General features: G+C 40.4%; 9 protein-coding genes. 6 read left to right on the top strand and 3 right to left on the bottom strand.

The features are described 5' to 3' along the window. The first annotated feature begins 67 nt into the window (after positions 1-67). From H6G68_RS03870 to H6G68_RS03860, 3 genes are all read left to right on the top strand, one after another. Complete coding sequence (locus tag H6G68_RS03870; protein WP_190905439.1) at positions 68-340, top strand: hypothetical protein; 273 nt, start codon at positions 68-70, stop codon at positions 338-340. A gap of 380 nt (positions 341-720) precedes the next feature. Further along, positions 721-1,323: a Uma2 family endonuclease gene (locus tag H6G68_RS03865; protein ID WP_190905438.1), complete on the top strand. Its 603-nt coding sequence runs from the start codon at positions 721-723 to the stop codon at positions 1,321-1,323. A gap of 683 nt (positions 1,324-2,006) precedes the next feature. Then, entirely contained in the window at positions 2,007-6,650 is a 4,644-nt protein-coding gene (locus H6G68_RS03860; RefSeq protein WP_190905437.1) for a GAF domain-containing protein, read from the top strand. Positions 6,651-6,716: 66 nt separating this feature from the next. Here the strand turns inward: H6G68_RS03860 and H6G68_RS27555 are convergent, their stop codons facing one another. Beyond that, positions 6,717-7,376, bottom strand: a complete 660-nt coding sequence (locus H6G68_RS27555; RefSeq protein WP_190905436.1) for an IS630 transposase-related protein — start codon at positions 7,374-7,376, stop codon at positions 6,717-6,719. A gap of 212 nt (positions 7,377-7,588) precedes the next feature. Between H6G68_RS27555 and H6G68_RS03850 the strand changes: the two genes are divergently transcribed. After that, positions 7,589-8,428 carry a TIGR02452 family protein gene (locus H6G68_RS03850; protein ID WP_190905435.1) on the top strand — a complete coding sequence of 280 codons (840 nt, stop codon included), beginning with the start codon at positions 7,589-7,591 and terminating at the stop codon, positions 8,426-8,428. 489 nt (positions 8,429-8,917) lie between these two features. Here the strand turns inward: H6G68_RS03850 and H6G68_RS03845 are convergent, their stop codons facing one another. Both H6G68_RS03845 and H6G68_RS03840 read right to left on the bottom strand, forming a co-directional pair. After that, positions 8,918-9,613, bottom strand: coding sequence for a pyridoxamine 5'-phosphate oxidase family protein (locus tag H6G68_RS03845; RefSeq protein WP_190905434.1), 696 nt, complete (start codon positions 9,611-9,613; stop codon positions 8,918-8,920). Between the two features lie 109 nt (positions 9,614-9,722). Then, a complete protein-coding gene (locus tag H6G68_RS03840; RefSeq protein WP_190905433.1) occupies positions 9,723-10,226 on the bottom strand; it encodes a GNAT family N-acetyltransferase in 504 nt (167 codons plus the stop codon). Positions 10,227-10,511: 285 nt separating this feature from the next. Between H6G68_RS03840 and pdxR the strand changes: the two genes are divergently transcribed. Both pdxR and H6G68_RS03830 read left to right on the top strand, forming a co-directional pair. Further along, positions 10,512-12,155 (top strand): MocR-like pyridoxine biosynthesis transcription factor PdxR, encoded by a 1,644-nt coding sequence (gene pdxR / locus H6G68_RS03835; RefSeq protein ID WP_190905432.1) that lies wholly within the window; start codon positions 10,512-10,514, stop codon positions 12,153-12,155. 264 nt (positions 12,156-12,419) lie between these two features. Next, on the top strand, positions 12,420-13,289 hold the full coding sequence (locus tag H6G68_RS03830; protein WP_190905431.1) for an alpha/beta fold hydrolase: 870 nt from the start codon (positions 12,420-12,422) through the stop codon (positions 13,287-13,289). Positions 13,290-13,319 lie beyond the last annotated feature (30 nt).

Below are 13,319 nucleotides of genomic sequence, written 5' to 3'. Positions count from 1 at the left end.
GAAAAAGTTTAACTGAAGTAACCGTTCACACATTGTACAGAACCGATTTTAGAAAATAGAGGCAAGTATGCAAAAAGACTGTTTACCATCTGATAGCAACGCAGGTAACATTTCCTGCACACTTTATGGAAGCTGCTCTCATAGTAGATATATTACTCAACTACAGCAACAGTTTGAGCAATTACAAAAGCAGTTTAAAGATTTAAAAAAAGAACAAGAATCATTCAAAATCCAGATGGGACATTGTTCAGCCAATTTAAATAGGTTAGGTATCTCAACAGATCCAGGTAGTCTGGAAGCCTATAATGAATATAGCTGCGGCAATCATTACAGCTGGTAGGAACATAGAAACTACTATAGGTTAAAAAGAAAACTCAGCATTAGGTTGTCTGGAGTAAATTTTAAATTTACTTCAGAAATCTATTTTGTCAGGTTATTGTTTCTCACTGGACTTTAGACACATATATTTGAAAAAATTGAAGATATAAATTTACAGTTTTATTTGACCTTATGAGACTTTTTAGATAATATTATTATATAGAGACCTGTGCTTGAGAAATCCAAACAAGCTTTAAATTACCCCGCAAGGGGATTGAAACAGGTCTCTGTAACATGGCTAAACTGTTACCTCAGTTTTAACCACTTCCCCGCAAGGGGATTAAAACTATAAAAAAACTTAATAGATTAACTTAGAGATGTAACCCCTCCCATTTTACAACTATGACTCTAACTAAAAACCGACTCACATTTGAGCAATTCCTCAACCACGACTTTCCCGAAGAAGGGCGCTATGAACTTGTAAATGGTGAAATCATGCGGATACAAGCAACAAGAAAACATGATAACTTAGCAGAATTTATCGCTGATACTTTTAAATTAGAGGTCAAACGTCTGAATCTCAATTATAGAGTCTCTGGAAGAATTTCCATTAGAACTTTAACAGCAAGTGGTAAAGAACAAGGTCGTGTTCCTGATGTTAGCGTAGTAGATAAAAACTTGTGGGATGCTAATTTATCCGCTTATACTGCTTTTATTGAACCATTACAATTAGCAGTAGAAATAGTTTCCACTAATTGGGAAGATGACTATATAGATAAGTTAGAAGAATATCAACTTTTGGGTATTTCTGAATATTGGATAGTTGATTATTTAGCAATTGGTAGTCGTAATTATTTAGGTAATCCCAAAGAACCAACAATTTTTGTATATATTCTCAATGAACAAGGCATTTATCAACCAAATGCTTATCGAGGTACAGATAAAATTATATCTCCAACTTTCCCGGAATTGAATATTAAAGTTAATGAAGTTTTTGCAGCATAGATACAATCAAAAAAATTTAACAAAATCAATATTAATTCTCAGAAAGCCCTTCAGGACTATGGGGGGCTGTTGTTAAATCTAAGTTGCATTGGTTAAAATTTATAAATGTTTCTGCATACTTAATCCCCGCAAGGGGACTGAAACACGGGTGCGTAGGCTGGAGGAATGTTTATGCGTATCGGCTCAATAAGTAGGGGTAGCAGAGGAAAATAAGGGAAGCAAGGTACACACAGTGTCATAAAATAGGACACATGACGCAAAAGCTTATTTCAAATGACTTTTCAGAACTAGATTTGCTGCAAACCATCGAGCCAAAAGGGATTGTAGATGAATCGATGCGTCATACAGTAGAGGTATCGGGTTTCAATAACAAAAATATAGTCAGACACTAACATATGTGGTATTTTTCAGAAATGAAACTATCTGACTATGCCAAATCAAAAGGAATTAAGCTATTACTCAACTTAATAGAGCAATTACAATCAAAAGTAAAAAGCGTAGAGTCAGTGAATCAACTCACAAGTGACTTGCTGGAGCATTTCCAACTACCAATTAAATGTAAAAACGCTCTTAATCCCTTTGGTTGCTTATAGATGCCCAAATAACTCTTTCCCCGAAATATTGAGGGGATACAAAATATGTTTATGTCCACAATTATCTAAGTATAAATTACACATTTTTGTATGAAAAGACCATTACCTGATCATGAATCACAAAGATTAGAAGCACTTTTAGAATATAAGATTCTAGACACCCCACCCGAAGAAGCGTTTGACGATCTTACTCAACTAGCTTCATATATTTGTGGAACTCCTATTGCCTTGGTTAGCCTAGTCGATAAAAATCGCCAATGGTTCAAATCCAAAGTAGGTTTGGAGGCATTAGAAACATCTCGTGATATTGCATTTTGTACTCATGCCATCCAACAAAAGGATGTTTTTATCGTTCCTGATGCCACAATTGACGAAAGATTTGCCACTAACCCCCTAGTGGTATCTGATCCTCATGTCCGGTTTTATGCTGGAGTGCCTTTAACTACATCTGAGGGATACGGGCTGGGAACGCTCTGTGTAATTGATCATATACCACGGGAACTCACTCCCGAACAGGTAGAAGCATTAAGAATTTTAGGTCGTCAAGTTATCAAGCAACTAGAAATTCGACGCAATTTAGCTAGTTTGGTACTTGTAAGCCAGGAACGCAAACAACCACAGGAAATACGCATTCAATTTTTCAAAAGAGTTGCAGCAGGATTTGGATTAGCATCAGCAATTTTAGTGATGATTGGTGTTGTTTCTTATCAAAATACGAAACTATTTATTAAAACTAGTAATCAAGTCATAAAAATCCAAGAGCAAATAAACAAGCAAGAAAGATTACTATCTTTAATTAAAGATGCTGAAACTGGACAACGTGGTTACTTGCTTACAGGAAAACAGTCTTATTTAAAACCATATGAAGAATCTGTTGGCAAAATTAATCAAGAACTTCAAACTTTGAAGTCTTTAACAGTAGCACAACCATATCAACAGCAGCAAATCGTCATTCTGGAACGTTTAATAGCAACTAAACTTTCAGAACTCAAGCAGACTATAGACTTCCGCCAACAGAACAATTTGGAAGCAACCGTGCAGCTAGTGCTGACAAATCAAGGACAGTATGTTATGGATGATATCCGCAAGCTGATCATTGATATGGAAAATGAGGGAAACAAACTGCTGAGGAAAGAGTCTGCTACAGCAAAAACTAATGGAAAAAAGACAATTGTTAATGTGGCAATCGCCATCTGTTTATGTTCTATTATTCTGGCGTTAGTCTACTACTTCATTTATCAAGAATTTACCGAACGGACACGAACAGAGGCAACACTGAAAAAAGAACGCAACTTTATTTCAGCAGTCCTAGACACAGCCAGCACCTTAGTTATTGTTCTCGACTCACAAGGGCAAATTGTTCGCTTCAATCAAGCCTGTGAGCAAGTAACGGGTTACTCATTCGATGAGGTGAGGGGTAGGTATCTTTGGAATTTGTTCATCCTTCCTGAAGCAGTAGAGTCCGTCAAAGTATACTTAGCGCAGTTACGAGATCATAAAAGTCCCAAGGAAGTTGAAAACTACTGGGTAAGGAAAGATGGAAGTTTGCGATTGATTAAATGGACAAACACCACCCTAGAAGACGAAGAAGGGACAGTAGAATACATTATCAGTACGGGTATTGATATTACCATTCGCAAACTAACTCAACAGCATCTAGCGGCACAATACGCAGCAACCAGCGCCTTGGCAGAGTCGATGACTATTAGTGAGGCTACTCACCGGATATTACGAGGAATCTGCGAGAATTTAGGTTGGGATGGGGGTGAAATTTGGCTAGTAGATCAACAAGTAAATGTTTTACGTTGTCTTGATTGTTGGTATGGAGAAACCCCAGAACTACAAGAGTTTGAAGCAATAACCAAACAAACAAACTTTGCCCCAGAAATGGGTTTGCCTGGTCGTGTCTGGGCTAGTTCTGAACCTGTTTGGCTGACTAATGTTATTGATGATGCTCACTTTTTGAGAGCAAAAGCTGCGGCTCAAGTAGGACTGCAATCAGCTTTTGGTTTTCCTATATGCAGTGGAAACGAAACTTTTGGAGTCATAACTTTCTTTAACAAAAAAAATCAGCAAGAAGATGCAGATTTGCTCAAGAATATGATGTCCATTGGTAAGCAGATAGGTCAGTTTATAGAACGCAAGCAGGCAGAAGAGGAAGTTCAACGCCAGAATTGGCGATCGCAATTGTTAGCCGATATCACCCTGAAAATTCGCCATTCTCTACAAATCGATGAAATTCTCCAAACCAGTGTCACAGAAGTGCAGAAGTTACTGCAAGCAGACCGTGTACTCATCCTAGAGTTACAGGCAAATAGCTCATTAACAGCACTAAAAGAAGCGTTGATTCCCAGCATACCTGCGATTCTGGGACAGAATATTGTTGATCCTTGTTTTACAGAACAGTACATCCAAAAATATCGTCAAGGAAGGATTAGCAGTATTAATGATATCAATCAAGCTAAAATCCAGCCTTGCCATTTGGAATTGCTGCAACGATTTCATGTCAAAGCCAACCTTGTCATTCCCATTTTCCTCAAAGATAAATTTTGGGGGCTGCTAATTACCCATCAATGCCACAATTCCCGTAATTGGACTACCTGGGAAATTGAACTTTTAAAATCGCTCGCTGACCAAATTGGTATTGCCTTAACTCAAGCCAAATTGCTCCAAGCAGAAACTTTGCAAAGACAAGAACTCGAAGTTGCTCGTCACCAAGCTGAGTTAGCTTCTCTTGCCAAAAGTAGCTTTTTGGCTAACATGAGTCATGAAATCCGCACCCCTATGAATGCCGTTTTGGGAATGACCGGCTTATTGTTAGAAACTCCTCTCAATGCAGAGCAGCAAGATTTTGTGGAAACAATTCGTGTGAGTGGAGATGCTCTCTTATCCCTGATCAACGAGATTTTGGATTTATCCAAGCTTGAAGCCGGGGAAATGATGCTCGAAACCCTAGATTTTGAATTATCCACTTGTATTGAGGAAGTTTTGGAATTACTCGCTCCCCAAGCCCATAAAAAAGGATTGGAAATTGCGGCCTTGATCGATCGCAACGTCCCCACTCACCTTCAAGGAGATGCTAGTCGCCTGCGGCAAATTTTGATGAATTTGATCAGCAATGCTCTCAAGTTTACCAGCGTCGGAGAGGTAGTGGTGCGAGTAGAACTGAAATCAGAAAACCATAATACAGCTACTATCCATTTTGCCGTTACAGATACTGGGATTGGCATTAGCCCAGAAGATCAAAACAAACTGTTTCAACCATTTACCCAAGTAGATGCTTCCATTACCCGCCAGTATGGTGGTACAGGTTTGGGATTAGCCATCTGTCAATATTTAGTGAATTTGATGGCAGGAGAAATCGGAGTAAAAAGTCAGATAGGTAAAGGATCTAAATTCTGGTTTGAGCTACCTTTTACCAAACAGCCACAGCCTATTTCCCAGCTTCAAAACTGTGAGCTACTCACTGAGCGCCGCTTATTAGTAGTCGATGACAATGCTACTAATCGTAAAATTATCTACCACCAAGCTACTTCTTGGGGAATGCAAGTGGAGGAGGCTAGCGATGCGACTACTGCCTTAAAGGCTTTAGAGATAGCTGCCGAACAAGGGAAGCCCTATGATATTGCTGTGATTGATATGCAAATGCCCCACATAGATGGCTTGACTTTGGGAGTGCAAATTAAGGCAAATGCAGCTATTAATAATATTCCTTTAATTATGTTGACCTCTACTGATCAAAGAGATGAAGTACAAAAAGCTTTAAACATAGGATTTGCTAGTTATTTGGTCAAGCCGGTCAAGCCATCCCGGTTGTTGGATACAATCATGAATATTTTGGGCAACCAAGCAAAACTAGATTATGTGGAGGTTCTTAAAATTGAGCAACCGTCTGCGAATAAGGCGGGTAAACAGATAGCTAGTTCTGCTAAATCAAAGCTAAAATTACTAATAGCAGAAGATAATTTGATCAATCAAAAAGTTCTCCTCAAACAGCTTCAGCAACTAGGCTATGATGCCGATACTGTAGCTAATGGTCAAGAAGTTTTGCAGTTATTGGATAAAATTCCCTATGACTTAATTCTCTTGGACTGCCAAATGCCAATTCTAGATGGTTTGGAGACTGCACGACAAATTCGTCGTCGGCAAGCAAGCTCATTTGCTAGCGGTCAGCAACCTGTAGTAATTGCTATCACTGCTAACGCCATGAAAGAAGACCAACAAAGCTGTCTAGATGCTGGCATGGATGACTATCTGAGTAAGCCAGTAGTTAAAGATAAGTTAGCAATGGTACTAGAACGTTGGAGTCAGGTGATAGTTACTCAACAAAAAACAATGATTTCAGTGGCAACAACGCCAACAATTTCTGGCACAGATAGCAGTTTGCTCGATGATTTAGCAATTAATTGGGATCATCTACATCAACTCTCAGAAAATAATACAGAATTTGAGTTTGAGCTATTAGAAATGTTCGTGGAAGATATCCCGTTTCATGTAGAGACAATCAAAGCCGCAATAGCAATTAATGACTATCGAAAACTGGGGCAAGAAGCCCATCATCTTAAAGGATCTAGTGGTAATATAGGAGCTACAATCATCCAGCACACAGCAGAGAAACTAGAACAAATGATTCGTAGTCAGGATCTTACTGGTGCAGATAAATTAGTAGCTGATTTAGAAGCATCGCTTCAGGGGATTCAAGCCTTTTTAACCAAAAGAAAGCAATCTCAGTAAGATTTGCTCATATAGCAGGAGGCAGGAGGCAGAGGGCAGGAGGCAGGAGGGAAAGCCTTATTATATCTAAGTTTCAAGGATTAATAATGTCCTAATTATCCTGGCTACAGCTATATCTTCTGTAATACTATTACTGGATACACCACCAATTAATTCAAATTCATCTAATCGTTTTTCATCTTTAATAAATTCATCGGCAAAATATTGCAGTCCTACATTAATCAATGCGTCTCTTCTGAGGACAGCATTCACGCCTTCAGAGTCGGTGTAGTATTCTTTTAATCCTACATCCAACCCAATTGTATTTCCTGATGATTGAATCGCCTCACAACGATCTACAGCTATACAAAATTGAGCGTAGTAACCGTCCGCCCGTTTTACCAATCTTACCCGTTTAATTTGGTTGATTATGTTTTTCAATGCCCTGGAAATTGTGCGTTGGCTAATCTGTCCGTCCCATAGCTGTGCCATTTCACTTTGGGTTTTATCCCCTTGCTCTTTGACAAAGGTGCGAAACTTTTCCCAATCCCTGATTTTGCCCTTCTGCGGCGATGCTTTCCTCTGTTTGGGTTTGACATCTCCCGTTTCGGCTTTGCGCTGACACCACAAGTTAATTGTGTTGCGACTAATATTGAACACAAGGCTTGCCTCACACTTCTTGAGACCGTCCAACTCTATCGCTTGCATTACCTTTTGCCGGAAATCATCACTATAGGGTTTAGCCATTTAAATGGGGTAAATGCTATGTGGTAACTCTTATAGTTTACGTCCTAATCTTTATGGCTATAGCTATAAATACTGCTTTATTATTGTTTTATATTAGACTTGTATGTTCTCTATTATCTCTGATTTTTTTTCAAAAATCAAATATTATTCCTATATCTCTGTTAAAATCTTTCTAAAATGCACATAAGCCAGAAGTAGTAAAGAGAACAGTAATGAGACGAATTGCCATAGCCCAAAATACCCTAGAAATTCTTGATGTCGGTAGCTATATCTCTCCTAATGGCAATCAAGTTGATATCGCTCGCGAATTAAAATATTGTTTTGATTCGACAAAATGCTATAGTCCTGACAATTTAGCTGAGATTGAATCTGGGGTACTCAATAGCATTCCTCGTTTCTCAGGGACTGGGTTTGAAGTCAGGAATGAGACAACCCTGATGGGAGCAGAACGCATAGCAAGAACTGGGCAATTTCAACAAATTGGTGTTCTAAATTTTGCTTCCGCGAAAAACCCAGGGGGTGGATTTCTTAAAGGATCACAAGCGCAAGAAGAGAGTTTAGCAAGAAGTTCAGCACTCTACAAAAGCCAGTTGAAATGCCGTCAATATTATGATTTTCATCGCCATGAGAGTTCACTTTTGTACTCAAATTGGATGATTTATTCTCCGAATTGCCCAGTTTTTAAAACCGATGATGGAGAGTTGCTAGAAAAACCATATCTTGTAGATTTCATTACCAGTCCAGCACCAAATGCTGGAATGATTCAAAAAAATCAACAGCATTTAAGTGAAAAAATACTTTCCACTCTTATTAATCGTACATCAAAAGTTTTGAGTTTGGCAGTCGAGGGCGGTTGTGATGCTTTGATATTAGGCGCTTGGGGATGTGGAGTCTTTAAAAATGACCCAGAGGTAGTTGCCCAAATCTTTGCAGACTTTTTATTACCGGGTGGTCAATTTTGGGGCAGATTTAAAAGTGTAATTTTTTCGGTTCTTGACAACAGCAAACAACAAGAGACTTTTACAGAGTTTTACCAGCGATTTTCTGGTTAAACTGTGGTTCATTTACTCGAAAATCACAGATTTTTGATAAAATCAAAATCTTGCCACGTTCTATAAGTGTTGATATCGATAGATCAAATAACGCCTTGACTACGGTAAAAGAATGACAGAAAAAATAAAACTCTCTAATTAGGGTTTGCTGAAAAAGTCTTTTCGTTAGGAGTCAGGAGTCAGCACTTCTCTTCTCCTGTCGGAGACACTACGTGAACGAGACGCTTCGCGAACGACTACGCTCAGTGACCAGAGGAAGAATTAGAAGCAGCTTTTGAATAGTTGCTTTGGGGGAAAAGTGATCAGTTTTTGATGGGTTTAATGTCTATTCCTTGCACCTTCTTAACCTTTTTTACCCCTGAATCCTTTGATGTATCTAGGTTTTACATTTATATGCCTAACGGCACGCTCCGCGAACAGCAAGCCCTAATTAATCGTTTTGCTTGCAGCCAAATATCTTCTACAGGATTCTGTTGTGGTGCATTCACCTTACACAGACTTTGCCGAATTTCTAGTATAATTCTGCACGTTAGCTGGTAATTCAATCTCCGGTGATAGACGGGGATCTGGTATAGGCATTGTCGTTGTTAATCGTAATGGCAATTCTCCCGCCCACACTGGTAAAGCATAATCCTCCTCATCATCGATTGGCGGACCTGTTCTCACTTTGGCAGAGGCTTCTGTTATGGGTAGTGATAACACCAGTGTTCCGGCAAGTTCCTGACGGGTGGGAGGACGCACCTCGTCCCAGCGACCAGAAACAACGTGTTCAGTGAATGCTTTCAATGCTGCTAATTTTTCGGCTTCATCTTCGACAACGGTTGCAGTTCCAAAGATGACAACAGAGCGAAAATTCATTGAATGATGAAAAGCTGAACGCGCTAACACTAACCCATCTAACAAAGTGATGGTGATGCAAACTTCGATACCCTGTTTCAGGTTTCGCAACATTCGACTAGCTGGGGAACCGTGGATATACAAACACTCATCTATTCTGCCGTAGGCAGTAGGAATCACAAATGGTTGAGAATCAACTACAAATCCGACATGACAGACCAAGCCTTCATCTAAGATTGGGTCAATCACTTGGCGCTCGTACTTTCCTCGTTGCGGTAATCGTTTGATTTGATTACGTTGGGTAATAGTTAATAAATCAGACTGGGTTTCAGTTGGTAATGAATTCATATAGCAATCCGGTTTGATTGGTAAAATTACTGGTTAGGGCAAGGAATAGGGAATAGGCAAGAATGGAACTTCTTGTGTAGGGAATTTTTACGTGTTTGTGCCTGTTCACTTAATCTGGGAATCCAGCAAAAGAATGCAAATCTAGCCGCCTCAGATTGCTGTTTGTAAATCCCAATTGTGAATAAACAGATTCACCAGATGGCGAGGCATTGAGAACGGCATGGGTACAACCAATTGTTTTCAGATAGTCCATCGCCTGTTTTGTCAATTGGGTGGCAATTCCCTGACGACGGTAAGCTGGTTGCACATAAACGCCCCAGATATATCCATCACAGCGTTCTCTCGCTTTCATGATATTTGGATACAATCCAGCAAATCGTTGACAACCGACAGAACCGACAATGAGACCGTCTATTTCTGCGACAAATGCCTGATATTTTAGTTCTCGACGGGCATGATCAATAAAGTGCAACACTGTGTCCAACCAATCGGCTGTAATTGCTTCAGGAGAAATGCCGATATCTAGCCACATCTGATAAAAGTGTTCTGCAATCAGGGCATCTTCCTGGGGAGTTTCTGCCCTAATCTGAATCTTCTGTTGGGTTAGCATCATTGAGTTGTTGAAATCCTGTTATCAAGAAAGGCAGAGGGCAGAGGGCAGGAGGCAGAAGGGAATACTGATTCGGATTTCTCTGCCAGTGACCGGAGGGAAAAAGGGTTAAAGACCCCCACTGAACCTTGATTCAGTGCTTCCAAGTCAGGAGGGGTCTGAATCCCCTTGTGACTTGTTTCTTCTGCCCTCTGTCTCCTGCCTTCGTTATGACTAAGTTAGTCATTTAAGTGGACTTTAACAAGAGCCAATTTTATACTTTTATATAAGTCCACTTGGGAATTGAGTATGGATTTAGCGATCGCTCTAGATAGTCATCTACCACAGCCACTTCATCAACAAATCTACGAAGAATTACGACGGGCAATTTTGACTGGGCGGTTACTACCACGCCAAAAAATTCCTTCCACGCGATCGCTGGCTAAATCTCTGGGTATTTCTCGGACAACGGTAACACAGAGTTATGAACAACTTTTGAGTGAAGGCTATTTGCAAACAATTATTGGTTCTGGTACTTATATCTGCGCTCAACTACCTGATGACCTGCTGCATTCTGTGCCTGTGATTACCGATGACAAACAAAATGCTTCCCCTATTCAGCTTTCACAGCAAGGAACTCGCTTAACCAAGACACTCTTCTCATTACAAACAGAAGTGAACACTGCCATCAGTTTTCGCTATGGAAGACCTGCGCTGAAGGATTTTCCGAGAAAACTTTGGTCTAAGTTGTTGTCACGTCACTGCAAGGCAGATTTAGACTGGTTGGACTATGCGACGGATTTTCAAGGATATCTGCCCCTACGTCAAGCGATCGCTCATTACTTAGCACGAGCTAGGGCTATAAAATGCGATCGCGAACAAATCATCATCACCAATGGGACTCAACAAGCTTTGGATTTAGTGATGCGGTTGTTGGTTGATCCGGGTGATAGTATAGCGATGGAAGACCCTGGATATTTGAGCGCCCGTCGGGTATTTCTCAGTCATGGTGTAAATTTGTTACCTGTGCCTATAGATGACTCTGGTTTGATGGTCGAAAAACTGGCAAACAGCGATGGAGAAAGAATTCGCATGGTCTATGTCACTCCTTCCCATCAGTTTCCTACTGGATCTACTCTATCTCTACCCCGGCGTTTGGAGTTGCTCTTATGGGCGCAACAGCATGATGCTTTGATTTTGGAAGATGATTACGATAGTGAGTATCGTTATGGCGATCGCCCTATTCCTGCTCTTCAGGGATTAGACCAGAGCAATTGTGTAATTTATATTGGTACTTTTTCTAAGGTTTTGTTCCCTTCGCTGCGAATAGGTTATTTGGTTGTACCACCACATTTAGTATCGCTGTTTGCCCAGGTGAAGTGGTTGAGTGACAGACAGCTACCAACTCTAGAACAAAAGGTATTAGCAGAGTTTATAGCTGATGGATATTTGGAAAGTCATATTCGGAAAATGCGCTCTCTATATGACCAACGCCGGCAAGTTTTGGTGCAAGCATTAAATACACACTTTGGCGAACAAGTTACTATTTTTGGTGAGAATGCAGGTATTCATATCATGGTGAAATTTGACACTCATTTGAGTGATGAAACCATAATTGAGCGTGCGGAAACGGTGGGAGTGGGCTTGATGTCTGCTCGTTCTTCTTATCTTAATTCATGGAGCCACAAAGAGGAAAAGGGGCAGGGGGCAGGGGGCAAGGGGGAAGACCGGGATGGAGCTTGGACTCTGCCCCGTATAAGCGTCCTAGAAGGACGGGGCTTGTACCCATGTTCCGCTCCGCTCCACCCAGAGGGAAAGGGCTTGTTCCCCCCGCTCCCTGCTACCTTTCCCCCTGCTTCTTCCGGTCAAGGTGAATTTATTTTGGGCTATGCTGAACTGGATGAAATGCAGATTCAAGAAGGTATTAGTCGATTGGTTGAGGTTTTTAAGTAGTTCTACCAAATCAGTAACCAGTGGTCAAATCCGTAGTAGCAATGAGAGCATATCTATACGAAGGTCAACATAATTCGTAATTGATAATAATGCCGACCGCAGGCTACCGCCAACGTAATTCGTAGTTACAATCAATGGGGGCTTGTACCCTCTTTAATTACGAATTACGAATTACGAATTAGTAATTACTTGGTCAATTTATAGTTCAAAATGGTTATCATGACAACAGAATTGAACATCAACTGCTGGAGATAAAACTCAAGAATGCGAGCTAAAATACGGGATACAGAAATCTATTTTGATGTTGACGGCTGTGGTTTGGTGGTTGAAGAACAAGGAATACGAGAGAACCCTGTTGCTTTTATAATTCATGGAGGACCTGGAGTTGATCATACCAGTTATAAACCGTGCTTTTCTCCGCTGGTGCATCACCTCCAGTTAGTCTATTTTGACCATCGGGGGCAGGGAAGGTCAGCCCGTGGAGCGAAAGAAACCTATACCCTGGATAATAATGTTGACGATATGGAAGCTCTACGCCAATATCTGGGGTTGGATAAAATCGTTTTAATTGGTTCTTCCTATGGAGGTATGGTTGCTCTTTCTTATGCTGTGAAGTATCCCCAAAATGTTTCACACCTGATTGTCATTGCCACAGCAGCTAATTCCCGGTTTCTAGAACGCGCTCAGGAGATTTTGGCAGAACGGGGAAACGAAGAACAAAAAGCGATCGCTCTTCAACTTTGGTCTGGTAATTTTGAGAATGAAGAGCAGCTACGCCAATTCTTTCGGGTGATGGGTTCAATGTATTCCCAAAGCAATGACCGAAAATTAAATTCCCCAGACTCAGACGAAACAATCCTCTCAGTTGATGCCATTAATGTTGCCTTTAGTGGCTTCTTAAATGACTACAATATCCTCAACGAATTACATAAGATTACCTCACCAACTCTCGTAATTGGAGGACGGCATGACTGGATCTGCGCTCCAGAGTTTTCTGAAGAAATTGCTGAAGCTATTCCTAATGCTCAGTTGAAAATATTTGAGAACAGCGGACATTTGATTCGTGTTGATGAACCGCAATCAATGTTAGATGAAATTGCTAGGTTTTTAAGTCTTGGTAATTTGGTGTTCTAGTTAGCTGACGATACGGTATTGCTAAAATAA

This window comes from Anabaena catenula FACHB-362 (genome assembly GCF_014698735.1).
GTDB lineage: Bacteria > Cyanobacteriota > Cyanobacteriia > Cyanobacteriales > Nostocaceae > Anabaena > Anabaena variabilis_A.
The sequence above is the reverse complement of the archived record's forward strand: the minus strand, read 5'-3'. Positions and strand labels throughout refer to the sequence as shown.

Bases quoted from the DNA above. Each gene is read 5' to 3' on its own strand.
- H6G68_RS03870 (WP_190905439.1), top strand. From the start codon at position 68: ATGCAAAAAGACTGTTTACCATCTGATAGCAACGCAGGTAACATTTCC.
- H6G68_RS03865 (WP_190905438.1), top strand. From the start codon at position 721: ATGACTCTAACTAAAAACCGACTCACATTTGAGCAATTCCTCAACCAC.
- H6G68_RS03860 (WP_190905437.1), top strand. From the start codon at position 2,007: ATGAAAAGACCATTACCTGATCATGAATCACAAAGATTAGAAGCACTT.
- H6G68_RS27555 (WP_190905436.1), bottom strand. From the start codon at position 7,376: ATGGCTAAACCCTATAGTGATGATTTCCGGCAAAAGGTAATGCAAGCG.
- H6G68_RS03850 (WP_190905435.1), top strand. From the start codon at position 7,589: ATGAGACGAATTGCCATAGCCCAAAATACCCTAGAAATTCTTGATGTC.
- H6G68_RS03845 (WP_190905434.1), bottom strand. From the start codon at position 9,613: ATGAATTCATTACCAACTGAAACCCAGTCTGATTTATTAACTATTACC.
- H6G68_RS03840 (WP_190905433.1), bottom strand. From the start codon at position 10,226: ATGATGCTAACCCAACAGAAGATTCAGATTAGGGCAGAAACTCCCCAG.
- pdxR (WP_190905432.1), top strand. From the start codon at position 10,512: ATGGATTTAGCGATCGCTCTAGATAGTCATCTACCACAGCCACTTCAT.
- H6G68_RS03830 (WP_190905431.1), top strand. From the start codon at position 12,420: ATGCGAGCTAAAATACGGGATACAGAAATCTATTTTGATGTTGACGGC.